Genomic DNA, 25,953 nt, shown 5'->3' with positions numbered 1-25,953 from the left:
GGCGGCCGCCCTCATTTGTCGTCTGCCGGCGCGCTGAAGCGCCGGGAGTCCCTATGAAATCGATGTCAGGACAAATGTTTTATGTTTCCTCCACGGACGCAGTTCGGCCGTAAGGCTTTTCTTTCCGCGTCGTCATGTGCCTTGCTTGTCGCGATGAATGCGGCAGCCTCAGCCCAGGACGGCAATTCCGCTCAGACGCCGGCGGCGCCTGCACAGCAATCCGATCAAGGCACCGTGCTGCCGGAGACCCGCGTGGTCGCACCGGCCGAACGGCCGCGGCGGCGCACGCCGCCGGTCCGTGTGGCGACGTCGCGGCGGCCCGCCGCACGCGCAGTTGCGTCGACATCGGCTCCCGCGCCGACCCCGGCAGAGGTTCAGGTTCAAGCGGTCGCCAGCCAGAACCAGACCTTCGATGCCGCTCGGCAGGGCATCGTCGCCCCGGTCGGGGCGACATCGACGGTGATGAGCAGGCAGAATATCCAGGCCCTGCCGCAAGGCGACAATGCGCCGCTCGACAAGGCGCTGCTGCAACTCCCTGGCGTGACTCAGGATTCCGCCGCTTCCGGTGATCTGCATGTGCGCAACGAGCATGCCAACGTTCAGTACCGCATCAACGGCATCATGCTGCCGGACGGCGTCGGAGCGTTCGGGCAGATCCTCGACACCGGCATCGTCGGCAGTCTGGCGCTGCTTACCGGCGCCTTGCCCGCGCAATTCGGTCTGCGCACGGCTGGCGTGATCGATATCCAGACGCGCAATGATGCGTTCAACAATTCCGGTTCGATCGGTGTCTATGGTGGCAGTCACGGCACGATCACGACGACCGGCGAATACGGCGGCACGATCGGGAATACTCAATATTTCGTGTCGGGGCGTTTTATGCAGAACAATCTGGGTATCGAAAACCCGACACCGGCGCGGGATGCGATCCACGACCGCACGTCCCAGGAGAAGGGCTTTCTTTATCTCTCGACCCTGATCGACCCAACCAGCCGTTTGACGTTCATGAGCGGAGTCTCGAACAGCACCTTCCAGATTCCGAACAACCCGGGACAGACCCCGGCCTTCAACGCGTTCGGCGTGACCAACTTCGATTCCACCTTCCTCAACGAGCATCAGAACGAGTTCAACCAGTTCAACGTGTTCGCCTATCAGAAGTCGGCTGACGACGTCGATTACCAGATCTCCTATTTCAATCGTTACAGCCAGCTCCACTTCATGCCGGATCCGATCGGCGATCTCGTCTTCAACGGCGTTTCGTCCGACGTCTATCGGCAAAGCTTCATCAACGGCATCCAGGAGGATACCGCCTGGCGGGCCGGTTATGCGCATACCGTGCGGTTCGGCTTCACGGCGAGTGCGGAGCGCTCGCTGGTCAACAACATCTCATCGGCGTTCCCGATCGATGCCACCGGTGCGCAGGCCTTCGATACCGCCGGCAATCCGCTGGCTCCCGCCACCATCTTCGATTCCAGCTCCAAGCTCGGCTATTTGTTCGGCGCCTATGTGCAGGACGAGTGGCGAATCAACAACCAGTTGACCTTGAATGCCGGGCTTCGGTTCGACCAGATGTGGCAATATGTCGAGGCCAATCAGTTGAGCCCGCGGATCAGCCTGACCTGGAAACCCTACGACGGCACGACGTTCCACGCCGGCTACGCGCGCAACTTCACGCCGCCGTCGCAGGTGATCGCGGCGCCGACCAATCTCGCCTTGGTCCAGGGCACCACGCAGCAGCCCGCGGTGTCGCAGAACGACCCCGTGCTGCCCGAGCGCTCGCATGTGTTCGATGTCGGTGTCGTGCAGAAGGTCTATCCGATTCCCGGTCTCGAAGTCGGCGTCGACGGCTATTACAAGCTCGCCAGGGATCTGCTCGACGACGGCCAGTTCGGTGCCGCCTATGTGCTGAGCGGGTTCAACTACGAGCGCGGCGAGAACGTGGGCGTCGAGCTCAAGGCGAATTACGAAAACGGCAATCTGCGCCTGTATGGAAACCTCGCCTGGGCCAAGCAGGTCGCCACCAACGTCGTCTCGAACCAATATTTGTTCGCCCCGGACGAGCTCGCTTATATCGCCTCGCACTACGTCTACACCGATCATGCACAGGTGCTGACCGCGTCGGCCGGCGCGTCCTACCTGTGGAACGATACCCGGTACAGCGTGTCGATGATCTATGGCAGCGGCCTGCGGTCCGGCTTCGCCAACACCGACCATCTGCCGTCCTACACCCAGGTCAATCTCGGGGTCTCGCACGACTTCTATTGGGTCGCGCCGAACAAGCCGACCACGTTCCGCTTCGACGTCGTCAATGTTTTCGATTCGATCTACGAGATCAGGGACGGCTCCGGCATCGGCGTGTTTGCTCCGCAATACGGTCCGCGGCGCGGCTTCTATTTCGGCATTTCACAAAAGATATGAGCTGCAAAATCAAAAGCGGTCGGATAGCCGGCCGCGGAAAGGGCGACATGCAAGAGAGCGCGCAATCGGCCTGGAAGTGCGAGGGCAGGAGATATCCTGCCCTCGGCGTGTTTTGCCTCCTGATCGGCCTTGGCTTCCTCACGGCTTCACAGCCTGCCCTGGCGCAGGAGGTCAATGCTCTGCTGCCGCGAAATCTGTCGCCTTGGGGCATGTTCCTGAGTGCCGACATGGTCGTGAAGGCGGTGATGATCGGGCTTGCACTGGCATCGCTGCTGACGTGGACGGTGTGGCTCGCCAAGACGATCGAACTCGCCTCGGAGAGACGACTCGTGCAGCGCCGGATCAAGCTGCTGGAGGCCGGTAGCCTGCAGGAGATGATTCCCTCCTGTCATGACAAGAGCGACGCAGCGGCCCAGCTCGTCATGTCAGCGGTGCGAGAGACCGTGCTGTCGGATCGCTTTGACGACGATTTCAAGGAGCGCGTCGGCCTGCGATTGGAGCGGGTCGAAGCCGCGGCGGCGCGGCGGATCTCTCGCGGCACCAGTGTCCTCGCGACGATCGGTGCGGTGTCGCCCTTCGTCGGCCTGTTCGGTACGGTGTGGGGCATCATGAATGCGTTTATCGGCATCTCGGAATCCCACACCACCAATCTCGCCGTGGTCGCGCCCGGGATCGCGGAGGCCTTGCTGACCACGGCGATCGGGCTGGTCGCCGCCATCCCTGCGGTCGTGATCTACAACCACCTGGCGCGGGTGATCACCGGGTATCGCGCGCTGCTGACCGACGCCTCCGCGCTGATCTTGTTGGCGATCAGCCGGAGCCGGCGAGGGCTGCCCGCGTCCCTGCCGCATGCGGCGGAGTGACCACGATGGCTGTGCGTCTTGGCTCGCGGTTAGGCGGCGATGAACTCGAAGTTCAGCACGAGATCAACGTCACTCCGTTCATCGACGTGATCCTGGTGCTCCTGATCATCTTCATGGTGGCGGCGCCGCTTGCCACCGTGGACATCGGCGTCAACCTGCCCGCCAGCACCGCGCCCGAGCAGCCGCGGCCGGACAAGCCGCTGTTCCTTACCATCAAGCCGGACGGGACCATTGCGGTCGGCGAAACCGTGGTCGCGCGCGAGATGCTGGCAAGCGCGCTCGACGCGGCGACCGCCAACCGCAAGGATGAGACGATCTTCATCCGCGGCGACAAGGAGCTGAACTACGCTGCTCTGATGAGCGTGATGAACCTGTTGCGGGACGCCGGCTATCTCAAGCTGGCGCTGGTCGGTCTCGAAGAGGCGCCGGCCAAGCCATGATTATTAGCCATGATCTTCAAGCGATGATCTTGACGCCATGACCTCGTTCGCGCTGCATCTGCCGGAACAACGAAAGCCCGCGCGCTGGTTGCTCGCAGCCATCGTGATTGCTGCCGCGCATGCGTTGCTCATCGCGGGCGCTGTCCTGTGGACCACGCGCACGTCGCCTGAGCCGGCCGTTCTTCCCGCTATCGCGGTCACGCTGGCGCCGGTTCAAAGCGCTGCGCCGCAGGTCCAGGATCAGGAGGATCTTCCGGTCGGGCCGGAAATGCAGCAGGCTGATGCCGCGCCGCCGGAGCCGCCGAAGGTCGAGGCGCAGAAGCCCGACGATCAGATGGCGCCACCACCGCCGGCCGAGAACGCCGAGGCGGCACTGCCCAAGCCCGAACCCAAGCAAGTGGAGGAGATGCAAGCAGCAGCGCAACCGCCGGCGCCCGAAACCACCGCGCCGCCGAAGAACGATCGCATCGGTCAATTCTCCGAGGCTGCATCAAACGCTTACAATGCTCTTGTGGTCGGCCACCTCGAGAAGTTCAAGCGCTATCCGGCGGCGGCCCATCGCGCGGTGGGGAAAGCGACGTTGCGGTTCGTGCTCAATCGTGATGGCGTTGTCACCGACGTGCGGATCATCAAATCATCCGGCAATGCGGTCTTGGACCAGGCCGCACTCGACATCGTTCACCGCGCCAGTCCGTTCCCGAAATTTCCGGAGGCCAAACCTCAGGCCGAAGCCGTGTACCTCTGGCCGATGGATTTCGGCGTCGCGCATTAATTCGCAAACGAGTGTGCCGCGGCGCGATGCGAACTTCGCAAGCCAACGACGAGGTCTTTCGTTGCCGGAGAGTTCAGTGGAACGGCGTATGCTTGAGCGCCGCGGCGATCGCCTCGAAGCGGCTGAGGATCTGGGGCAGCACAAGCGCGCGCACAGTGCCGGCCGCAGCGACACCTACGAGCAGCACGAGGGTATATTGGGCGGCGAACAGAAGCACGAGACGTCGGAGCCAGCGCCACCATGGACGGTGTTTCGCGACGCGCGACGCTTGCGGGGTGGGCGTGTTGGCTGCGGCGAGCCAAAGCTCGTCCGCTGACTCCAGCTGATGCTCCGACATCCTGCTCAGCGCTCCGAGAGCAATTGCTCGATGCGCGCTTTCAGCCGCTTGTTGGCCCGCTCGCGTTCGCGCAAGATCCGCGCCCATTCCAACGGGATCACCCCGCCGTCCTCTTCATCGCAGAAGGCGAGGCCGGCGGCGTCTCGGTCGCGCCACATCATCCGCGCGCGGCGCGACAAGCCGCGTCGTTCGATGGTGATGTCGATGCGGTCGGGAAGTAACGCGGTCCCTTCGAACTCGACCTTCGCGCCACGATCGCTGAAATTGCGCACGATGCAGGCGAGCGTCGAGCAGCGTGCATTGAATGTCAGAACGCCGCCGTAATAGACGCGGTGGCGAGTCTCGCGACGACGGTCTTGCACGATACGTCCTCCGATCACTTAACTCTTTATTAATTAATCGGAAGGTGCGTGCCAAGTCGCGACGGTATTGAAATGACGCTGGTGGTTAACGCGGGACGCCAGCCCTCGCGGATGAATGGTGTCGTTTCGTAATGCCTCACCATCATCGCGATCGCGCAGTCCGAGCTCGGGCTTCGAACGCAAGTAGATTGCAGGCAGGATGATGCGTAGCGCATTGCAGCCGGTTGCCGATCGACGAAGACCGGTGCCGATGTCGCGGAGATCAAGGACAGGCTGACGGCGATTCTTGAAGCTCACGACAAAAGCGGTCGCGGCGACATCTGGATGGGTCAACCCCGCGCGAACACCTTGGCGTCGTTTGCCAGCATCGGTTTGACCGCCTGCGCGAGCCGTGTCGCGGCGGCGTCGACCGTGAGGCCGGCGGTGTCGACCACCGCGTTGGCGCGGGCATAGAGCGGCTCGCGGCTCACCAGGATGTTGCGCAGCTCCGCCATGGCCGAGCGGTCGTCCGCCATCGGCCGCAGGTCGCCCTGCTGGCGCACGCGCGCCATATGCTCTTCCGGCTCGGCCTTCAGCCAGATCGTATAGAAGGATTTCAGGATCAGGTCGAAGGTGACGGGTTCGGAGACGATGCCACCACCGGTGGCCAGCACCATCAGCTCCTTGCGCGCGAGCAGTTGCACCAGCGTGGCCTGCTCCATGCGGCGAAAACCTTCCTGGCCATAGAGATTGATGATCTCGGCCACCGAGAGCCCGTTCTGCCGCTCGATCTCCTTGTTGAGCTCGACGAAGCTCCAACCGATCGCGTCCGCGAGCCGTTTGCCGAGCGTGGATTTGCCGGCGCCGCGCAAGCCGATCAGTGCGATGCCGGAGAACGCGCGGCGCAGCGGCGCCGAGGTGCTGCCGGCCAACAGCTCCTTCGCTTGCGCGATCTGGCTTGGGTTCGCCTTCTTCAGGAGATCGCGGATCACCGGCCAATCCGGCGACGGCTCGCCGCCAGGGATGAGATCTTCCAGCGGTGCGCCCATCGCATGCGCCACACGCCGTAGCAGCACGATCGAGACGTTGCCTTTGCCGCTCTCGAGCTGGGCGATGTAGCGCTCGGAAATGCCGGATACTTTGGCGAGCACCTTACGCGACATGCCGCGTAGCGCGCGCATCGTGCGCACCCGCTGGCCTAATTGTTCGAGAAATGCAGTCTCGGCGTCAGAGTTGGCCGCCGTGTCCTGCTCGGTGCTGCTGTCTTGCGTCATGTCCCTCGGCGGCGCGATCACGAGTCGGAAACATAATGCTGCGAAGCATTGACAGCAAGCGGCGTTAGTGGCCTTCTATGCACTATAATTCAAGAAATCGGGGAGGGAACGCCTTGGAGTCCAAGATTTCAGGGTCCTACAACGCAGTATCGTGGTTGCTCGACCGCAATATCGAGGCTGGACGCGGCGACAAGCTCGCTTATACAGACACGGTCTCTGAGTTGACCTATCGCGGGCTGCAGCAGCAGACCTGCCGTGTCGCCAATTTCTTGCGCCGCCTGGGCGTGCGCCGCGAAGAACGCGTCGCGATGATCATGCTCGACACCGTCGATTTCCCCGCGGTGTTCTTGGGTGCGATGCGGGCAGGCGTGGTGCCGGTGCCGCTCAACACGCTGCTCACGACCGATCAATACGCCTATGTGCTCGCGGATTGCCGTGCGCGCGTGCTGTTCGTGTCCGAAGCGTTGTTTCCGGCGGTGAAGGACATCGTCGGGCGCATGCCCGATCTCGATTGCGTCGTCGTCTCCGGCGCCAACGCCTTCGGCCACAAGCTGCTGTCGGAAGAGCTCGCGCGTGAGAGCGACAGCTTCGCCACGGTTGCGACGCATGAGGATGAGCCGGCCTTCTGGCTATATTCGTCCGGTTCGACCGGCATGCCCAAGGGCGTGCGCCATCTGCACGGCAATCTCGCCGCGACGGCCGAGACCTATGCCAAACAGGTGCTCGGCATTCGCGAGGACGATGTCTGCCTCTCCGCTGCAAAGCTGTTCTTCGCCTATGGTCTCGGCAATGCGCTGACCTTTCCGCTTTCCGTCGGCGCCACCACGATCCTCAATTCGGAACGGCCGACGCCGGCGCTGATGTTCAAGCTGCTCAACCGCTACAATCCCACTATTTTCTACGGTGTGCCGACCCTGTTTGCGGCGATGTTGAACGACGAGTCGTTGAAGAACGAGCAGGCGGGAGATCGCTTGCGCATCTGTACCTCGGCCGGCGAGGCTTTGCCGGAAACGGTGGGCAAAGCTTGGCAGGCGCGTTTCGGCGTGGACATTCTCGACGGTGTCGGCTCGACCGAGCTTCTGCACATCTTCCTGTCGAACGCGCCCGGCGATATCAAATACGGCACCTCGGGACGGCCGGTGCCGGGTTATCAGGTGCGGCTCGTCAACGAGTCCGGCCAGGACGTGCCGGATGGCGAGGTCGGCGAGATGGTGGTGCATGCGCCGTCAGCCGGTGAGGGCTACTGGAATCAGCGCCACAAGAGTCGCTCGACCTTCGAAGGCTATTGGACCCGCACCGGCGACAAATATGTCAAGGATGCCGAGGGGCGCTACACCTACTGCGGCCGCTCGGACGACATGTTCAAGGTCTCCGGCATCTGGGTCTCGCCGTTCGAGGTGGAGAGCGCACTGATCACGCATCCGTCCGTGCTGGAAGCCGCCGTGGTGCCGGACGCCGATCCGGAGGGGCTGCTGAAGCCGAAGGCGTTTGTCGTGCTGCGGCCCGATGCCGACCGGGCGACGTTACACGAGGTGCTGAAGGACCACGTCAAGCAGAAGATCGGTCCGTGGAAGTATCCGCGCTGGATCGAGGTGGTGGACGCCTTGCCGAAGACCGCGACCGGCAAGATCCAGCGCTTCAAGCTGCGCGAGGGGACGCAGTAGTCGTTACGCCATCATGGCCGGGCTTGTCCCGGCCATCCACGCCTTGCTGATGCGAAGAAAGACGTGGATGCCCGCGACAAGCGCGGGCATGACGAAGGAAAGAGCAGCGCATGAAGCTACGAGCGACCGGCTCCCTCACCATCGACTCCGCTGAACTCGAATACCGCCTGATCGGTCCACAGCCTTCGGCAGCGCCGTGCATCGTCATGCTGCATGAGGGGCTTGGCTCGGTTGGGCTGTGGGGCGAATTTCCGGACAAGCTCCAGCAGGCGACCGGCGCTTCGGTCTTCGTCTATTCCCGCGCGGGCTACGGCAGTTCGAGCCCGGTCGCGCTGCCGCGGCCGCTCGACTACATGGAGCGCGAGGCGCTGACTGTGCTTCCCAAGCTCTTGGACGCGATCGGCTTTCGCGACGGTCTCCTGGTCGGCCATTCCGACGGCGCCTCGATCGCGGCGATCTATGCCGGCGGCCCGCAGGATCATCGCTTGCGCGGCGTCGTCCTGATCGCGCCGCACGTCATCGTCGAAGACGTCTCGGTCACGTCGATCGCGGCGATCAAGGCGACCTACGAGACCACCGAACTCCGGACCAAGCTGGCGCGCTGGCACAAGGATGTCGACAACGCCTTCTATGGCTGGAACGGCACCTGGCTCGATCCGCAGTTTCGCAATTGGGACATCACCGGCTTTCTCGCTTACGTCCGCGTGCCCGTGGCCGTGATCCAGGGGAGCGATGATCAGTACGGCACCACGCGCCAGGTCGAGATCGTCCAAGAGGAATGTTACTGCCCCGTGGCAGTGACGATGCTGCCCGGCGTCGGCCACTCGCCGCATCGGGAGGCGCCGGAAGCTACGGTCAAGACGATCGCGGATTTTGCGGCCGCGACACTGTCGTCCGTGGCATCACAATCATGAAACAAAATGCATGTTTTTGCTTTTCCGGGTAGACGCGATCTAAAACATGCATTATTGTGCATGTAAATGATAATCATTCACCGCTCAAAGGTGTCTCATGGCCGGGGAAGACCGCGTGCTCGCGGGAGGTAAGACGTTCATCGATTTCCAGACTGATCCCTCTCGTTATCGGCACTGGAAACTTTCCGTCGACGGCGAGGTCGCGACGTTGACCATGGACGTCGATGAGAATGGCGGCCTGTTCGAGGGCTATCAGCTCAAGCTCAATTCCTATGACCTCGGCGTCGACATCGAGCTCGCGGACGCCGTGCAGCGGCTGCGCTTCGAACATCCCGAGGTGAAGGTCGTCGTGCTGCGCTCGGGCAAGGCCCGCGTGTTCTGCGCGGGAGCCAATATACGCATGCTGGCCGGCGCGACGCATGCGCATAAGGTGAACTTCTGCAAGTTCACCAACGAGACCCGCAACGGCTTCGAGGATTCCAGCGAGAACAGCGGCCAGCGCTTCATCACGGTCGTCAACGGCACGGCGGCGGGCGGCGGCTATGAGCTGGCGCTCGCGACCGACCACATCATCCTCGCCGACGACGGCTCGTCCTCGGTGGCGCTGCCGGAAGTGCCGCTGCTCGCGGTGCTGCCCGGCACCGGCGGGCTGACGCGCGTGGTCGACAAGCGCAAGGTGCGCCGCGATCACGCCGACGTCTTCTGCACCGTAGAAGAAGGCATCAAGGGCAAGCGCGCCGTGCAGTGGCGGTTGGTCGACGAGGTCGCGCCGAACTCGAAGGTCGACGCCAAGGTTGCCGAGCGCGCCAAGGAATTTGCTGCCAGCTCGAAACGCAAGGGCGGCGGCAAGGGCGTCGCGCTGACGCCGCTCAAGCGCACGATCGATGCGACCAGCGTGCGCTATGGCTTCGTCAATGTCGACATCGACCGTGCGGCGCGGATCGCCACCATCACGATCGCGGCGCCGGAGGCCGCGCCGCCGGCCGATATCGACGGCATGATCGCGCAAGGCGCGTCGTTCTGGCCGCTGCAGGTCGCGCGCGAGATCGATGATGCGATCCTGCATCTGCGGATCAACGAACTCGAGATCGCGATGCTCGTGTTCAAGTCGCATGGCGAACGCGCGCAGGTTCTGGCTTACGACGCCTTCCTGGACGCCAACAAGGCGCATTGGCTGGTCAACGAGATCAGGCATTACTGGAAGCGCGTCTTGAAGCGCATCGACGTCACCTCGCGCACGCTGGTCACGCTGGTCGAACCCGGCTCCTGCTTTGCCGGCACGCTGGCCGAGCTCGTGTTCGCCGCCGACCGCTCCTACATGCTGATCGGCACCATCCAGGGCGATAATCGTCCGCCGCCGGCGATCGAATTGTCGGCGATGAATTTCGGTCCCTATCCGATGAGTCACGGTCTGACGCGGCTGGAATCGCGGTTCCAGGCCGATCCTTCGGAGCTTGAGCGCGTCCGCGACAAGATCGGCCAGGCGCTCGAAGCCGACGACGCCGAGGAGCTCGGGCTCGTGACCTTCGCGCTCGACGACATCGACTGGAACGACGAGATTCGCGTCTTCTTCGAGGAGCGCGCGAGCTTCTCGCCGGACAGCCTGACCGGCATGGAGGCCAACCTGCGCTTCGCCGGTCCTGAGACGATGGAATCCAAGATCTTCGCCCGCCTCACCGCCTGGCAGAACTGGATCTTCCAGCGCCCCAATGCGGTCGGCGAGGAGGGCGCCTTGAAGCGTTACGGCACAGGACAGAAGCCCCGCTACGACATGACACGAGTGTAGCGAATAGCGAATGGGGAGTAGCGAGTAGGGAGTGGTCTCCTCCTATTCGCAATTCGCCATTCGCCCCTTTCGGGAGGAAAAGGCCATGAACATGAACATCATGAACGTCGACTACAGCACCAAGATTCCGAACAACGTGAATCTGGCCGAGGATCGCCAGGTGCTGAAAGCGCTGGAAGGTTGGCACCCCGGCTATGTCGATTGGTGGAACGACATGGGCCCGGATGGCTTCCAGCAGTCGCTGGTGTATTTGCGCACGGCCTATTCCGTCGATCCGCGCGGCTGGGCCAAGTTCGACTACGTCAAGATGCCCGATTATCGTTGGGGCATTCTGCTTGCTCCGCAGGAAGAGAATCGCGTCATTCCGTTCGGTGAGCATTATGGCGAGCCGGCCTGGCAGGAGGTGCCCGGCGAATACCGCGCGCTGATGCGCCGCCTGATCGTGATCCAGGGCGACACCGAGCCGGCATCAGTGGAGCAGCAGCGCCATCTCGGCAAGACCGCGCCCTCGCTGTACGACATGCGCAACCTGTTCCAGGTCAATGTCGAGGAAGGCCGCCATCTCTGGGCGATGGTGTATCTGTTGCAGAAATATTTCGGCCGTGACGGGCGCGAGGAGGCAGACGAGTTGCTCCGCCGCCGCTCGGGCGACGCGGACTCACCACGGATGTTGGGCGCCTTCAACGAGAAGACGCCGGACTGGCTGTCCTTCTTCATGTTCACCTATTTCACCGACCGCGACGGCAAGATGCAGCTGCATTCGCTCGCGCAGTCCGGCTTCGATCCGCTGTCGCGCACCTGCCGCTTCATGCTGACCGAAGAGGCGCATCACATGTTCGTCGGCGAGACCGGCGTCGGACGCGTCATTCAGCGCACAGTTGACGCGATGCGCGCCGCCGGCATCGATGATCCGACCGATGTTGCCAAGGTGCGTGCGCTCGGCGTCATCGATCTGCCGACCATCCAGAAGAAGCTCAATCTGCACTACACGCTCTCGCTCGACCTGTTCGGCTCCGAGGTTTCGACCAATGCGGCGAATGCCTTCAATGCCGGCATCAAGGGCCGCTATCACGAGACTCAGATCCAGGACGATCATCAGCTCAAGAACTCGACCTATCCGGTGCTCAAGCTGGTGGACGGTGAGATCAAGCGGGTCGAGGAGCCAGCGTTGACGGCGCTCAACATGCGGCTGCGCGACGACTACTCGCAGGACTGCGTCAAGGGCCTGTTGCGTTGGAACAAGATCATCACCACGGCAGGCTATGCGTTCCAGCTCAAGCTGCCGCACGTCGCCTTCCACCGTGCCATCGGCGAGTTCAAGGACGTCCATGCGACGCCGGACGGCATCCTGATCGACGAGGCGACCTGGCAGAAGCGCAAGAGCGAATGGCTGCCGTCGGCCGATGACGGCGCCTACATCGCCTCGCTGATGCAGCCGGTCACCGAGATCGGCGGCTTTGCGCCCTGGATCGCCCCGCCCCGGGTCGGCATCGACAACAAGCCGGGCGATTTCGAGTATGTGAAGATCGAGTCGTGATGTGAATTGCGAGTAGGGCGTGGCGAATAGCGAGTAGGGAAGAGCTACTCGCCATTCGCCTTTACTACTCAGCTGTCCCAGCCCGCGCCGGGAATGCCGGGATTGGCATAGACGATGCCGCCGTCGACCGCGACGGTGGTGCCCACCACATAGTCGCCGGCGCGCGAGGCGAGATAGATCGCCGTCCCCGCCATATCCTCCTCGGTCCCGATCCGGCCCGCAGGCACACGCGTTGCCACCTCGTCGGCATGGTCGCGGGCTGCCTTGTTCATGTCGGATTGGAACGGGCCGGGCGCGATCGCGGTCACCACGATGTTGTCGTGGATCAGCTTTGCCGCCATGCGCCGGGTCAGATGGATCAGGCCCGCCTTGCTTGCCGCGTAGGAGTAGGTCTCCAGCGGGTTGACGAAGATGCCGTCGATCGAAGCGATATTGATCACCTTGGCCGGCCGCTCGCGGCTCGCCGCCGCGCGCAGCGGCGCGGCAATCGCCTTGGTCAGGAAGAACGGCGTTTTGACATTCAGGTCCATGACCTTGTCCCAGCCGCTTTCGGGGAATTCGTCGAACTCAGCGCCCCAGGCGGCGCCTGCATTGTTGACGAGAATGTCGAGCTTGGGCTCGCGTGCCTTGATCTCGCCGGCGAGCCTCTCGATTCCGGACAGCGTGGAGATGTCGATCGGCAGCGCGATGCATTCGCTGCCATATTTGGCGCTGAGCTCCTGGGCGGTCTGTTCGCAAGGCCCCGCCTTCCGCGCCGTGATGTAGACGCGCGAGACGCCGGCGCTCAGGAAGCCGGCCGCGATCATCTTGCCGATGCCGCGCGAGCCGCCGGTCACGAGCGCGATGCGGCCTTGGAGTGAGAACAGATCCTTCAACATGGTACCTCCCTGACTTTGCGATCTGTGTGGGCCGCGTGGCTGTTCGAGTCAAGCGAGGGGCTCCGGCAGGTCGCGTCGGAAGCTTGTTCGCGCGAAGTCTGCCGGTTGTACGGAGGACGTCGCTCTAACCTATGCCGCGTCGATGCGGCGGAAGCCGTTCCACATCGCGATGGCCGCGCCTGAGGTCAGGACTGGCAGCACGCGCGCGTCCTGGTAATGGCCGTTGAGCGACACCCGCGGCAGCGCGGTCAAATGCTCTCCATTCTCTGGAAAGATCATGCCGGGGCGGGTGGTGACTGCGCAGTTGAAGCCGGCCCTCGCTGCCAGCATGAACTCGCGTGGACCGGCCGCGGCGCGGTCGCCGTAAGGATAGGCCATGTGTCGCACGGGCCGCTGCAACGCGTCCTCGATCCGCGCCCGGCTCTCCGCCATCTCGCGCAACGCGTCCTCTTCGCTTTGTTTGGCGAGATTGCAGTGGCTTGCGGAATGCGCGCCGATCGTGACCAGCGGCTCGTCTGCAAGTGCTCTCAATTCGTCCCAGGACAGGCAGAGCTCGCGGCAGATCGCGCCCGCATCGACCCCATGTCGTGCGCACAGCGCGCTCATCTCGCGCTGGATCTCGTGTTCACCCGGCAATCCGCGCAACCAGTCGTGCAGGCGCTGGAACGCGATGCATTTGGCGGTCGCATCCTGTGCATCCAATCGCGTCGCGGTGCCTCCGATCGGCGCCTCGATCATGTCCGCGTCGGCAACGATCCTCTCGAGCGCGAGCCACCAGAGCAGGCCGCTGCCCGCGGCGAAATCGGCGGTGACAAAGATCGTGAACGGCGCATCGAACTCGCGCATCACCGGCAGCGCGAAATCGCGATTGTCGCGATAGCCGTCGTCGAAGGTGAAGCAGGCGAAGCGCCGCGAGAAGTTCTGCTCGAGGAGTCGCCGGTGCACCTCGTCGAGGGTGATGATGTCGACTTCATGGGCACGCAAATGGGCGAGCATCTCGCGGAGGAAGTCGGGCGTGACTTCCAGATGGAAATTGGGTTGGAAATCGGCCTCGCGGCGCGGTCGCACGTGATGCAGCGTAAAGATAGCGCCGGCCCCTGCGAAGATCGGTCGCAGCCAGATATGGGCGCCGCTGAAGTAGAGCGCTTCGAGACCCGCCCGAATCAAGGTTTTACGAAATCGCTTCATCGAAAGCGTGCGCCCAACTGGTGCCTCTCCTGAAGCTCGCGACCTGTCGCGTCAACGCCCATCCGCGAACTTCAGAACGTCATGGGCACTCGCAAATGCTATGGTTCTGGCACCGTCCCTTCGATCTGAGATCATCAGCCGCGGCTGCGGCGAGTGAGGCATCGGAAAGGAGGCGAGAGGTGTAACCGTAACGTTAGCGACGAATCGTTGAAGAAACGGTTAGCCGGGCGATCCGCCCGCGGCGCTCGAAAAGGGCGGCGCATTTCCGGTTTGACAGGCCAGCAAGGGTTTGTTTTGTCTCCATTTCCTGACCAGACGGGATGACGAATGCGTGGACTTTTCCGGTGGAGCGGCAAATGGTGGCCTGGAATCATCCCGTTGATCGTGCTTTGGGCCTTCGCCGCCTGGACCAGCACGGCTCCGCTGGAGAATGATCTCGCCGCACGGAGCTCGGAGGCCCTGAAGGGGGCGGTGCTCGACAAGACGAAGATCGCCGCCGACGGCCGCGACGTCAGCCTGAGCGCCTACGCCTTCTCGGACGAGGGCCGTCGTGCAGCCTTGGCATCTGTTGCGGCCGTGCCCGGTGTGCGGCTGGTCGACGACGAGACCCGTCTGGTCGCGGAAGCAAAACCTTTCGTCTGGTCCGCCGAGCGCGATGTGGTCAGGGTCACCCTCGGCGGCAATGCGCCCCTGCCGGCGCTCAAGACGAAGCTTTCGGAAGCCGCGCGTTCGGCGCTCAAGGGCGTCGAAGTTGCCGACCAGATGACGCTCGCCCGCGGTGCGCCGCCGCGCTTCGAGGATGCCGCGCTGCTGCTGATCGGCCAGATCGGCAAATTGAAGGACGGAAAGTTCACGATTTCGGACGGCGACGTTACGCTGTCGGGCATGGCGCGCGAACTCGGCGGCCGCGAGGCGATCGCGGCGGCGCTCAAGGACCTGCCGGATGGCTTCAAGATCGCCAGCAACGAGGTGAAGGCCCCGCCTTATATCTTCCAGGCCTACAAGGATCCGGTCGCCTTGACCGTCAGTTTGTCCGGCAACGTCCCGGATGAAAACATCCATGCCGTGGTCGTCGGCGCGTCATCGCGGCGGTTCTTCGGCGAAAAGGTCGTCGATAATCTCAAGAACAGCGTCGGAGCGCCCTCCGGCTTCGTCAATGCGGTGGTGCCGGCGCTCGGTGCGTTGTCGCGCCTGTCGACCGGCACGCTCATGGTCTCGGAACGGGAGATCAAGATCTCCGGCGACGCACTGTATGACGAGGCGGCGCGGCAGATCCAATCGGGCCTCGCCAAGGACGTGCCGCAGGGTTGGCAAGTCAAGGCTGAGATAACCGTCAAGCCTGCGGCCGGCCCGGTCGATGCGACGGTCTGTCAACAGCTGTTCTCGGATTTGCTCGGCAAGACCAGGATTCGCTTCGAGACCGGGCGAGCCGACATCGACCGGGATTCCACCGGCCTGCTCGACCGTATCGTCGAAATCGCGCTGCGTTGCCCGTCGGCGAACATCGAGATCGCCGGCCATACCGATGCCGAAGGCGACGAGGCGGCCAACCAGGCGCTCTCGCAGAAGCGCGCCCAGGCTGTTGTCGACTATCTCGTCAAGGCAGGGTTGCCGGCCGATCGCTTCACGGCCGTAGGCCACGGCAGCACGCAGCCGATCGCGTCGAACGATACCAGCGATGGACGCGCGCAGAACCGGCGCATCGATTTCGTGGTGAGGTGACCGCAATGGCCTTTCTGATCGCATTCCATTGGGGCTGGCTGCTGGGCGCGCTCTTGATCGGGCTGGCGATGGGCTGGGTCGCCGTGGTGCATCGCGGCCCCAGCGTGTCGCGTCGGCTGATGCTCGGCTTGTCGGCGCTTGCGCTGGTTCTGGTCGCCGTTGCTGTCACCCGGGTGCTTCCGGGGCGCGCCGGTTATTGGCTCGAACTGCTGCTCCTGCTGTTCGTGCCATATCTGGCGGGTTGCACGGTCGGTTCCTGGCTACGGGCGTGGGTGTTGTTGCGCAGCATGCGCGCCAAGCCGGCGGCCTGATCGTGGCCCGCGACCGCGCAGATGTCAGGTGTGAAATCCGAAAAAGGTGCTGTGGCAATCCGACACGAAGGTTTGACCATGGCCACCTGCTAACCGCATTCGCCGACGTTATCTCTGCTGTTCGATCTCCAGTGCTCGCCGGGTCGGAAATTTGCCGATCAGGTCGTCGTGATGCGATGCGGACTTCGGACGCGATCGGAGCACTGGGAGCCCCGACATGCGGAAACCACCCCGGTTTCCGGGCATGCTCACAGAAGTTTAACCTGGGACTCGCAGGCTGGGCAGCCTTGCATGGGCTAATAGAGGTCCTGGCCTCCTGCGGCAAAACGGTGCATCGTATCGGTCGGAATCCCTCCTAAGTGTCTTGCATGCCCGAGTTTTGTTCACACCTGCCGAGTTCCCCAAAGGCGCGAAACGCGCTACGAGGGCGCTGATGAGTCATGGCGCGGCGCACGCGTTATTCCGCTCGATCGGACGCGTTTCCCAGGGATCTTGCCGTGCAGCGCGCCGGATCACGGTCAGAGGTGTCGATGCTTGAAGCCATCCGCGGAGCGACCTCTTTCCTGCGCCAGAAACAGGTGCTGCATAAGCTCGGCGTGATCGTCAGCATTGCTGTGATCGCGGTCGCTTGCCGCGTGCTTTATCACATGCTGCGGGGCATCGATACCGGCGAGGTGCTGGAAGCGATCAAGAGCACGGAGCCCTACCAGATCGGACTCGCGGCGCTGTTCGTGGCCGCCGGCTATTTCACCCTGACGTTCTACGATCTGTTCGCGGTGCGTGCGATCGGGCACCGCCACGTGCCCTATCGGATCAACGCGCTGGCCGCCTTCACCAGCTATTCGATCGGCCACAATGTCGGCGCGAGCGTCTTTACCGGCGGTGCGGTGCGCTATCGGATCTATTCGGCCTGGGGGCTGAATGCGATCGATGTCGCCAAGATCTGCTTCCTCGCCGGGCTCACTTTTTGGCTGGGCAACGCCGCGGTGCTCGGGCTTGGCATCACCTATCATCCGGAAGCTGCCGCCGCCATCGACCAGCTGCCGCCCTGGCTGAACCGCGTGGTCGCGATCGCAATCCTGATGGGGCTGTTCGGCTATGTGGCCTGGGTCTGGACCAAGCCGCGCATGGTCGGCCGCGGACCCTGGACGGTCATGCTGCCTGGCGGTCCGCTCACCCTCCTCCAGGTCGCGATCGGCATCCTTGACCTCGGTTTTTGCGCCCTGGCGATGTATGTGCTGGTCCCGGACGAGCCCAATCTCGGCTTCGTCGTGGTCGCCGTGATCTTCGTTTCGGCGACTCTCCTGGGATTTGCGAGCCATTCGCCAGGCGGGCTCGGCGTGTTCGATGCCGCCATGCTGGTGGGGCTCTGGCAGATGGACCGGGAGGAGCTGCTTGCCGGCATGCTGCTGTTCCGAATGCTCTATTATCTCGCCCCCTTCGTCATATCTGTAATCTTGCTGACGTTTCGCGAGATTATCATCAGTGCCCGGTCCAAACGGCTACGTCAGGCCGCCCTCCACTTCGAAGCAGGACGAGCGCACGAAGCCGCTTATGTGACCGAGCACAGGGATGCCGGCGTGTGACCCGGCCGCGGGATGCTCCGCAGGCCGAGGGAACAGTGATCCGGAAAATCTTGGTCAAGAGGCGCGCAGATGAAGCGCAGATATCGCTTCTCCAATCCTCAATGAGAGCTGCAGGACGCGGTGCAGAAATCTGACAGCGACAGCCCGATAGCACTGGACGGTCCATCACCGTCTTCTCCGGCCGCCTTCTCGCCCTGGCCGGACCGGCTCCGGCACTCCGCAATCATCCTCCTGGTGGCCGCGCTCGCGCTCGGCGTGCTCGTGTTGCGCGACGAGCTCCTGCCGTTCCGGGCGGCTGCGGTGTTCCTCTGCATCGCCGCCGCTGCGCTGGTGCCCTGGCGCCTGCACAGCGCCGTGACAACGCGGGAGGATGTGTTCCGTGGCAGCAATCCCGTGGAGGCCCCCGCCGTCAATGCGGTGGTGGCCGGCATGCCCGATCCCGTGGTGCTGCTCGACCGCGCCGGTCGTGTCATCCACCTCAATGAGGCGGCGGCGCAGCTGGCGCCGGCGCTGCGCAAGAACGAGCTCGCTCAATTCGCGCTGCGCTCTCCCGAAATCATCACGGCGTTGCGGGAAGCCATTGCCACCACCGAGCCCCGTCGCGCCACCTATCACGACCATGTGCCGGTCGATCGCTGGATGGAGCTGATCATCACGCCGGTCCCGGTTCCGACCGCCTTCGGCGGCACCGAGAAGTGCATGCTGATGACGTTCCATGACCTGACGCCGCTGCGCCGGGTCGAGGAGATGCGCGCCGACTTTGTCGCTAATGCAAGTCATGAGCTTCGTACGCCGCTGGCGGCACTGTCCGGCTTCATCGACACCCTGCAGGGACCGGCCAAGGACGATCCCAGGGCGCGTGAGCGCTTCCTCGGCATCATGCATACCCAGGCCGGGCGAATGGCCCGCCTGATCGACGATCTGTTGTCGCTGTCCCGGGTCGAGCTCTCCGCGCATGTTCGGCCGGATGCGACCGTTGACCTGATCCCGATCATCCACCAGGTGGCCGACGGGCTCGAACCCTTGGCACGCGAGCGTCAGGTCAAGGTCGAGATCGATCTGCCGGAGACTCCCGTCACCATTGCCGGCGACCGGGAGGAGCTGCTCCGCCTGTTCGAGAATCTGATCGAGAACGCCCTGAAATACGGCGCCTCGGGCGGCCGCGTCATTGTGTCGCTGACCTCGGCAGTCTCAGGTGAGGGAACCCCGGAAATCCGGGTCAAGGTGCGGGACTTCGGCCCCGGTATCGCGCCCGAGCACCTGCCCCGGCTGACCGAGCGCTTCTATCGGGTTGATGTCGGAGATAGTCGCGCGCAGGGCGGGACGGGGCTCGGATTATCGCTGGTGAAACACATTCTTAACCGCCACCGCGGCCGTCTTTTGATCGAAAGTGTGCCCAAAAATGGAGCAACTTTCACCGCCTGTTTCCCCCAGCCAAAGCCGCCATTCGGGGCATAAAAGCCTGTAGCTGCAATGGTTTGATCCATGTCATCCGACTGTCATCAAACCTTTATAAAAGCGGCAACGAGGCACCTTAAAGGGGCCGGCGGGAGCGCAGTCGGGCGCGCGTGGCGCTTCGCTCCCCAAATGGGAGACCAGCAATGAATTTCTTCAAAGCTATCGTCGCTGCCGGCCTGGTCGCCGCATCGACGTCGGCCTTTGCCGCCGACATCACCGGAGCGGGCGCGACGTTCCCGTTCCCGATCTATTCCAAGTGGGCTGACGCCTACAAGAAGGAGACGGGCAACGGTCTGAACTATCAGTCGATCGGCTCCGGCGGCGGCATCAAGCAGATCCAGGCCAAGACCGTGACCTTCGGCGCCACCGACGCGCCGCTGAAGGCCGAGCAGCTCGAGAAGGACGGCCTGGTCCAGTGGCCGATGGTGATGGGCGGCATCGTCCCGGTCGTGAATCTCGAAGGCGTGAAGCCGGGCGAGATGGTGCTCGACGGTCCGACCCTCGCCGAGATCTACCTCGGCAAGATCACCAAGTGGGACGACGCGGCGATCAAGAAGCTGAACCCGAAGGTGAAGCTGCCGTCCGAGGCGATCTCGGTCGTGCGTCGTTCGGACGGTTCGGGCACTACCTTCAACTTCACCACCTATCTCTCCGACGTCAGCCCCGAGTGGAAGAGCAAGATCGGCGCGAACACGGCCGTGGAGTGGCCGACCGGCGTCGGCGCCAAGGGCAATGAGGGCGTGTCCGGCAATATCAGCCAGACCAAGAACTCGATCGGCTATGTCGAGTATGCCTATGCCAAGCAGAACAAGCTGACCTACACCGGCATGATCAACAAGGCCGGCAAGACCGTGCAGCCGACCGTGGAGGCGTTCCAGGCCGCCGCCTCGAATGCGGATTGGGCCCATGCGCCGGGCTATTACGTTGTCCTGGCCGACCAGCCGGGCGACAAGTCCTGGCCGATGACGGCGGCGACCTTCATCCTGATGCACAAGGAGCCGGCCGACAAGGCGGCCTCCGCCGAAGCCATCAAGTTCTTCAAGTGGTCGTTCGAGAAGGGCGCCAAGATGGCTGAGGAGCTCGACTACATCCCGATGCCCGACAACGTCGTGAAGATGATCGAGAAGACCTGGTCGTCCGACATCAAGAGCTAAGCCGCTCCTTCGAATGTGGCCCCTCTCCCCGGCGTGGGAGAGGGGACGTCGACGACGCAGGTGCTGGTGCAGAAGTGCGAGTACACAAGCACAAGTGCGCAGGTACAAGTACGCAAGTACAGGTCTATCAGAAACAGGGGGCGGACTTGGCAGAGATGGCCGTTCAAAGCGACGCAAGCACTGTCAGCGATGCCGCCGGACCCTATGACCGCGCCCGGGCGCTGAGCGCCTTCAAGTTTGGCGACGTCACCTTCTACTGGATCACCCGCCTGTCGGCGATTTCGGTGCTGCTCATCCTCGGCGGCATCATCCTGTCACTGATCATCGGCGCCTGGCCGGCAATGAAGGAATATGGCTTCGAGTTCCTGTGGACGCGCCGCTGGGCGCCGTCAGCCGATCCGCCCGTGCTGGGTGCGCTGGGACCGATCTACGGCACGCTGGTGTCGTCCTTTATCGCGATGCTGATCGCCATCCCGGTCGGTCTCGGCATTGCGATCTTCCTCACCGAGCTCTGCCCGCAATGGCTGCGCCGCCCGATCGGCATCGCCATCGAGCTGCTCGCCGGCATCCCGTCGATCATCTACGGCATGTGGGGCTTCTTCGTGCTGGGGCCGTTCCTGGCCTACACGTTCCAGCCGTTCATGATCAGCCTGTGCGCCAACATTCCGATCCTGCAGGACATCTTCGCCGGGCCGCCGTCCTATCTCAGCCTGTTCAATGCCTCGCTGATCCTGGCCATCATGGTGCTGCCCTTCATCACTTCGATTTCGGTGGACGTGTTCAAGACCGTGCCGCCGGTCTTGAAGGAGGCCGCCTATGGCGTCGGCTGCACCACCTGGGAGGTCGTGCGCAGCGTGGTGATCCCTTACACCCGGGTCGGCGTCATCGGCGGCATCATGCTGGCGCTCGGCCGGGCGCTCGGCGAGACCATGGCAGTGACGTTCATCATCGGCAACTCGTTCCGCATCTCCTCGTCGATCTTCGCGCCGGGCACCACGATCTCGGCGGCGATCGCATCGGAATTCCAGGAGAGCGACGGTTTGCACCAGTCGGCCCTGATTCTGCTCGGACTGTTGCTGTTCGTTCTCACCTTCTTCGTGCTCGCCGGCGCGCGCCTGATGCTGCTGCGGCTCGAAGCCAAGGCCGGAAAATAAGCCGGATGGATAGGGCAGGAGAGATCGCATGACGTCTACCGATACGCCCATCAATCCGGCCAACCGGATCTATGGCCGCCGCCGCCGCAAGGACATCTTCGTCCGTGCGCTGTGCGTGCTTGCCGCGCTGTTCGGCGTGACCTGGCTCGCACTGATCCTGATCGATCTGCTCTACCAGGGCCTGGCTGGCCTGACCGTGCAGGTCTTCGCGACCGATACGCCGCCGCCGGGATCGAGCGACGGCGGCCTGCGCAACGCCATCGTAGGCTCGATCATCATGACGGTCTTCGGCGTCGGCGTCGGTGCTCCACTCGGCTTGTTCGCCGGCACCTACCTCGCCGAGTATGGTCGCCATGACCGGTTGACTTCGGTGATCCGTTTCATCAACGACATCCTGCTCTCTGCCCCATCCATCATCATCGGCCTGTTCATCTATGGCGCGGTCGTGGTTCCGATGGGCGGCTTCTCGGCCATCGCGGGCTGTCTGGCGCTTGCCGTGATCGTGATTCCGGTCGTGCTGCGCACCACCGAGGACATGCTGCTGCTGGTGCCCAATCCGCTGCGTGAGGCCGCCTCCGCACTTGGCCTGCCGCGTTCGCTGGTGATCCGGCGCATCGCCTATCGCGCGGCGCGCTCCGGCTTGATCACGGGCGTCCTGCTGGCGACCGCTCGCGTGGCCGGCGAGACCGCGCCGCTCCTGTTCACTGCGTTGTCGAACCAGTTCTGGAGCCTCGATCTTACCCACACGATGGCCAACCTGCCGGTGACCATCAACAACTTCGTCCAGAGCCCCTATGCCTATTGGAAGCAGCTGGCCTGGACCGGGGCCCTTTTGATTACCTTGACCGTACTTGCCCTGAACATCGGGGCCCGCATTCTGGGCGCCGAGAGGAGCGCAAAATGACCGACATGTCTGTTTCCGTCTCAAGTCCGGCGGGCGTCATTCCGAACAAATCCTTGCCGGACGCCCCGGCGAAGGTGACGGTCCGGAACCTGAACTTTTATTACGGCGATCACCATGCGCTGAAGAACATCAACCTGTCGCTCGGAACCAACCGGGTGACGGCCTTCATCGGACCGTCCGGCTGCGGCAAGTCCACGCTGCTGCGCATCTTCAACCGGATGTATGATCTGTATCCGGGCCAGCGCGCCGAAGGCCAGCTGATGCTGGACAACACCAACATCCTCGACCCCAAGCTCGACCTGAACCTCTTGCGTGCGCGCGTCGGCATGGTGTTCCAGAAGCCGACGCCGTTCCCGATGACGATCTACGAGAACATCGCCTTCGGCATCCGCCTGTATGAGAAGATCTCCAAATCCGAGATGGATGACCGGGTCGAGAAGGCGTTGCGCGGCGGCGCGCTGTGGAACGAGGTCAAGGACAAGCTCAACGCCTCGGGCCTGAGCCTTTCCGGCGGCCAGCAACAGCGTCTCTGTATTGCCCGCACCGTTGCGGTGCGTCCCGAGGTGATCCTGTTCGACGAGCCGTGCTCGGCGCTCGATCCGATCTCGACCGCCAAGGTCGAGGAGTTGATCCAGGAGCTGTCGGACAACTACACGATCGCGATCGTGACCCACAACATGCAGCAGGCGGCCCGCGTCTCCGACAAGACCGCCTTCATGTATCTCGGCGAGCTGATCGAGTTCGACGATACCAGCAAGATCTTCACCTCGCCGAGCGATCGGCGGACCCAGGACTACATCACCGGCCGCTTCGGCTGATGCCGGAAACGGACCCCTTGCATCGGTCGGCAAGGGGCAGTTGGCTGAGGCAGCGAGACCCGAATTGACGCGCCGGACTACGACGGCATTGCCGAGGAGACAGACATGGCCAGTGAACATACCGTCAAGGCGTTTGACAGTGACCTGCAGGAGCTGACGCGGCTGGTCGCGGAGATGGGCGGCTTGGCCGAGCGGCTGATCGTGGATTCCGTCGACGCGCTGGTGCGGCGCGACGTCGCGCTCGGCGAGCGGGTGATCCAGACGGACGCCGAGATCGACAGTCTGCAGCGGCTGATCGAGGAGCGCGCGGTGCTCACCATCGCCCGCCGGCAGCCGATGGCGGTGGACCTGCGCGAGATCGTCGGCGCGATGCGGGTTGCGACCGACCTCGAGCGGATCGGCGACCTCGCCAAGAACATCGGCAAGCGCGTCGCCGCGCTGGAGAGCGATTTCCATCCCTTGAAGCTGATCCGCGGTTTGGAGCACATGACCGACCTGGTGCAGTCGCAGGTCAAGTCGGTGCTCGACGCCTATGCCGCCCACGATCTGCCGGCGGCGATGACGGTGTGGAAGGGCGACGAGGAGGTCGACGCCATCTGCACCTCGCTGTTCCGCGAGCTGCTCACCTACATGATGGAAGATCCCCGCAACATCTCGTTCTGCATTCACCTGATGTTCTGCGCCAAGAACATCGAACGGATCGGCGATCATGCGACCAACATCGCGGAAACCGTGTTCTACATGATCGAAGGCCAGCCGATGATCGACAAGCGTCCGAAGGGCGACATGACGTCCTTCGCGGCCACCGCCCCCGGAAACTGAGAGAGAAGCTGAGCGATGAGTGCGCGCATTCTGGTTGTGGAAGACGAGGAAGCGCTGACGACGCTGCTGCGCTACAATCTCGAGACCGAAGGTTACGAGGTCGAGACGGTTGCGCGCGGCGACGACGCCGACACGCGACTGAAGGAACGGGTGCCCGATCTCGTGGTGCTGGACTGGATGCTGCCGGGCCTGTCCGGCATCGAGCTGTGCCGGCGCCTGCGCGCCCGGCCCGAGACCAAGCAGCTGCCGATCATCATGCTGACGGCGCGCGGCGAGGAGAGCGAGCGGGTCCGCGGGCTCGCCACCGGGGCGGACGATTACATCGTCAAGCCGTTCTCGGTGCCCGAGCTGTTGGCCCGCGTGAAGGGTCTGCTCCGCCGCGCGAGCCCCGAGCGGCTCGCCACCGTGCTCGCCTATGGCGACATCGAGCTCGATCGCGAGAAGCGCCGCGTCGCCCGCTCCGGCCGGCCGATCGATCTCGGGCCGACCGAATATCGGCTGCTTGAGTTCTTCCTGGAACATCCGGGCCGCGTGTTCAGCCGCGAGCAGCTGCTCGACAGCGTCTGGGGCCGCGACATCTACATCGACGAGCGTACGGTGGACGTGCACATCGGACGCTTGCGCAAGCTGCTCAATCCGGGACGCGAACAGGATCCGATCCGCACCGTGCGTGGCGCGGGCTATGCGCTCGACGACCGCTTTGCGAAGGCGGAATCGTGAGCTGAGGGCGATCGCGCGGCGACAAACAGCGCCCGATCAAAGGCGGAGCTTCGGCTCCGCCTTTTTTGTCATGACAAGCGCGCTTGCAACGTGCGCCGCCGTCATCCCGGCGAACGCCGGTACCCATAACCGCAAATGCTGATGATAGAGCTGCAGCTGTAGCTAACATCCATCATAACCACGCCCGCCGGTGGTTATGGGTCCCCGCGTTCGCGGGGACGACAGCTGATGGCTGAGCTAACAGCGCGTCCAAGATGCGCAACAGATCAGCGTGCCGGGCTCTTGCCGGGGTGACGACGGCGATCGGCCGCGGGCTGATAGGCGATGCGCGAATGCTGCGCGCAATAGGGCAGGCCGTTCAGCGCCTTGCCGCCGCAGAAGAAGAAGTCCGCGCTGGCGGGATCGCCGACCGGCCAGTGGCAGGTGCCTTCGCGGAGCTCGAGCAGCGACAGCCGCTGGTTCATCGGCACCACATTGTCGAAGGTGATCGGATCGGGCTCCGTCTCGACCTCGAACACCTGGGCGAGCGCGGTATTGCCGCGCGCCACCGGGCGGGCCACCCGCATCATCGGCTGAGCGGGGCGCGCCTTGCGCTGACGCGGAGCGGCGGCGGCAGGGCTCTTGGCGCGACCGGAGAGGCCGAGCCTGTGGACCTTGCCGATCACGGCGTTGCGCGTCACATTTCCGAGCTCCGCTGCGATCTGGCTGGCCGACAGTCCGGCCTCCCAGAGCTTTTTCAACTGCTCGACGCGATCGTCCGACCAGGTCAATACCGTCATCGCACCTTTCCCTTCGCGTTTCGCTGGCCAGTTTCGGGACAGCGCTGCGGTGCCAAACTCACGAAAATCCCTGCTCGCAGAATCCCTTAGCCCTCGCCGGGCGCGAGATGCGC

Annotated in this window: 24 protein-coding genes; 18 read left to right on the top strand and 6 right to left on the bottom strand. The window is 63.6% G+C overall.

Annotated features, from left to right (window positions below):
• Positions 1-153: 153 nt before the first annotated feature.
• From QX034_RS09955 to QX034_RS09940, 4 genes are read left to right on the top strand one after another with little or no spacing between them, the layout of a single operon-like run.
• Positions 154-2,418: a TonB-dependent receptor gene (locus QX034_RS09955; RefSeq protein WP_315702736.1), complete on the top strand. Its 2,265-nt coding sequence runs from the start codon at positions 154-156 to the stop codon at positions 2,416-2,418.
• A gap of 47 nt (positions 2,419-2,465) precedes the next feature.
• Positions 2,466-3,281 carry a tonB-system energizer ExbB gene (exbB, locus tag QX034_RS09950; RefSeq protein WP_315702737.1) on the top strand — a complete coding sequence of 272 codons (816 nt, stop codon included), beginning with the start codon at positions 2,466-2,468 and terminating at the stop codon, positions 3,279-3,281.
• A gap of 5 nt (positions 3,282-3,286) precedes the next feature.
• Positions 3,287-3,721, top strand: a complete 435-nt coding sequence (gene exbD / locus QX034_RS09945) for a TonB system transport protein ExbD (protein WP_315702738.1) — start codon at positions 3,287-3,289, stop codon at positions 3,719-3,721.
• Between the two features lie 37 nt (positions 3,722-3,758).
• A complete protein-coding gene (locus QX034_RS09940; protein ID WP_315762515.1) occupies positions 3,759-4,493 on the top strand; it encodes an energy transducer TonB in 735 nt (244 codons plus the stop codon).
• A gap of 73 nt (positions 4,494-4,566) precedes the next feature.
• Here QX034_RS09940 and QX034_RS09935 read toward each other — a convergent pair whose 3' ends face one another.
• The 3 genes from QX034_RS09935 to QX034_RS09925 all read right to left on the bottom strand — a co-directional run bounded on the left by QX034_RS09935 (position 4,567) and on the right by QX034_RS09925 (position 6,445).
• Positions 4,567-4,830 (bottom strand): hypothetical protein, encoded by a 264-nt coding sequence (locus QX034_RS09935; protein ID WP_315702740.1) that lies wholly within the window; start codon positions 4,828-4,830, stop codon positions 4,567-4,569.
• A 5-nt stretch (positions 4,831-4,835) separates the two neighbouring features.
• On the bottom strand, positions 4,836-5,192 hold the full coding sequence (locus QX034_RS09930) for a PilZ domain-containing protein (protein WP_315762517.1): 357 nt from the start codon (positions 5,190-5,192) through the stop codon (positions 4,836-4,838).
• Positions 5,193-5,521: 329 nt separating this feature from the next.
• Positions 5,522-6,445, bottom strand: a complete 924-nt coding sequence (locus tag QX034_RS09925; RefSeq protein ID WP_315745212.1) for a helix-turn-helix transcriptional regulator — start codon at positions 6,443-6,445, stop codon at positions 5,522-5,524.
• Between the two features lie 113 nt (positions 6,446-6,558).
• On the opposite strand from QX034_RS09925, the gene QX034_RS09920 reads away from it, so the two are divergent.
• From QX034_RS09920 to boxB, 4 genes are all read left to right on the top strand, one after another.
• Complete coding sequence (locus QX034_RS09920; protein WP_315702743.1) at positions 6,559-8,109, top strand: benzoate-CoA ligase family protein; 1,551 nt, start codon at positions 6,559-6,561, stop codon at positions 8,107-8,109.
• A 110-nt stretch (positions 8,110-8,219) separates the two neighbouring features.
• Positions 8,220-9,023 (top strand): alpha/beta hydrolase, encoded by an 804-nt coding sequence (locus tag QX034_RS09915; protein WP_315702744.1) that lies wholly within the window; start codon positions 8,220-8,222, stop codon positions 9,021-9,023.
• 97 nt (positions 9,024-9,120) lie between these two features.
• Positions 9,121-10,809 (top strand): 2,3-epoxybenzoyl-CoA dihydrolase, encoded by a 1,689-nt coding sequence (gene boxC / locus QX034_RS09910; protein WP_315702745.1) that lies wholly within the window; start codon positions 9,121-9,123, stop codon positions 10,807-10,809.
• A gap of 85 nt (positions 10,810-10,894) precedes the next feature.
• The gene (gene boxB, locus QX034_RS09905) at positions 10,895-12,346 is read left to right on the top strand and encodes a benzoyl-CoA 2,3-epoxidase subunit BoxB (protein ID WP_315702746.1); all 1,452 of its coding nucleotides are present in this window, start codon (positions 10,895-10,897) and stop codon (positions 12,344-12,346) included.
• A gap of 68 nt (positions 12,347-12,414) precedes the next feature.
• Here boxB and QX034_RS09900 read toward each other — a convergent pair whose 3' ends face one another.
• The gene (locus QX034_RS09900) at positions 12,415-13,224 is read right to left on the bottom strand and encodes an SDR family oxidoreductase (RefSeq protein ID WP_315702747.1); all 810 of its coding nucleotides are present in this window, start codon (positions 13,222-13,224) and stop codon (positions 12,415-12,417) included.
• 129 nt (positions 13,225-13,353) lie between these two features.
• Complete coding sequence (locus tag QX034_RS09895; RefSeq protein WP_315702748.1) at positions 13,354-14,412, bottom strand: polysaccharide deacetylase family protein; 1,059 nt, start codon at positions 14,410-14,412, stop codon at positions 13,354-13,356.
• Between the two features lie 327 nt (positions 14,413-14,739).
• On the opposite strand from QX034_RS09895, the gene QX034_RS09890 reads away from it, so the two are divergent.
• The 10 genes from QX034_RS09890 (at position 14,740) to phoB (ending at position 25,061) form a co-directional block, all read left to right on the top strand.
• Positions 14,740-16,134 (top strand): OmpA family protein, encoded by a 1,395-nt coding sequence (locus QX034_RS09890; protein WP_315702749.1) that lies wholly within the window; start codon positions 14,740-14,742, stop codon positions 16,132-16,134.
• Positions 16,135-16,139: 5 nt separating this feature from the next.
• Complete coding sequence (locus QX034_RS09885; protein ID WP_315702750.1) at positions 16,140-16,445, top strand: hypothetical protein; 306 nt, start codon at positions 16,140-16,142, stop codon at positions 16,443-16,445.
• A 530-nt stretch (positions 16,446-16,975) separates the two neighbouring features.
• On the top strand, positions 16,976-18,031 hold the full coding sequence (locus QX034_RS09880) for a UPF0104 family protein (RefSeq protein ID WP_315702751.1): 1,056 nt from the start codon (positions 16,976-16,978) through the stop codon (positions 18,029-18,031).
• A 147-nt stretch (positions 18,032-18,178) separates the two neighbouring features.
• Entirely contained in the window at positions 18,179-19,489 is a 1,311-nt protein-coding gene (locus tag QX034_RS09875; protein ID WP_315703175.1) for an ATP-binding protein, read from the top strand.
• Positions 19,490-19,632: 143 nt separating this feature from the next.
• Positions 19,633-20,643 carry a phosphate ABC transporter substrate-binding protein PstS gene (gene pstS / locus QX034_RS09870; protein ID WP_315702752.1) on the top strand — a complete coding sequence of 337 codons (1,011 nt, stop codon included), beginning with the start codon at positions 19,633-19,635 and terminating at the stop codon, positions 20,641-20,643.
• Positions 20,644-20,798: 155 nt separating this feature from the next.
• Positions 20,799-21,797 carry a phosphate ABC transporter permease subunit PstC gene (gene pstC, locus QX034_RS09865; protein ID WP_315702753.1) on the top strand — a complete coding sequence of 333 codons (999 nt, stop codon included), beginning with the start codon at positions 20,799-20,801 and terminating at the stop codon, positions 21,795-21,797.
• A gap of 28 nt (positions 21,798-21,825) precedes the next feature.
• Complete coding sequence (pstA, locus tag QX034_RS09860; RefSeq protein ID WP_315702754.1) at positions 21,826-22,701, top strand: phosphate ABC transporter permease PstA; 876 nt, start codon at positions 21,826-21,828, stop codon at positions 22,699-22,701.
• Positions 22,698-23,519 (top strand): phosphate ABC transporter ATP-binding protein PstB, encoded by an 822-nt coding sequence (pstB, locus tag QX034_RS09855; protein ID WP_315702755.1) that lies wholly within the window; start codon positions 22,698-22,700, stop codon positions 23,517-23,519. Before pstA ends, pstB begins: the two co-directional genes overlap by 4 nt.
• Before the next feature lie 105 nt (positions 23,520-23,624).
• The gene (gene phoU, locus QX034_RS09850; RefSeq protein WP_315702756.1) at positions 23,625-24,341 is read left to right on the top strand and encodes a phosphate signaling complex protein PhoU; all 717 of its coding nucleotides are present in this window, start codon (positions 23,625-23,627) and stop codon (positions 24,339-24,341) included.
• Positions 24,342-24,356: 15 nt separating this feature from the next.
• The gene (phoB, locus tag QX034_RS09845) at positions 24,357-25,061 is read left to right on the top strand and encodes a phosphate regulon transcriptional regulator PhoB (RefSeq protein ID WP_008972608.1); all 705 of its coding nucleotides are present in this window, start codon (positions 24,357-24,359) and stop codon (positions 25,059-25,061) included.
• Between the two features lie 266 nt (positions 25,062-25,327).
• Here the strand turns inward: phoB and QX034_RS09840 are convergent, their stop codons facing one another.
• Positions 25,328-25,840 (bottom strand): GcrA family cell cycle regulator, encoded by a 513-nt coding sequence (locus tag QX034_RS09840; RefSeq protein WP_315702757.1) that lies wholly within the window; start codon positions 25,838-25,840, stop codon positions 25,328-25,330.
• Between the last annotated feature and the right edge of the window lie 113 nt (positions 25,841-25,953).

This window comes from Bradyrhizobium sp. SZCCHNR3119 (assembly GCF_032487775.1).
Lineage (GTDB): Bacteria > Pseudomonadota > Alphaproteobacteria > Rhizobiales > Xanthobacteraceae > Bradyrhizobium.
The sequence above is the reverse complement of the archived record's forward strand: the minus strand, read 5'-3'. Positions and strand labels throughout refer to the sequence as shown.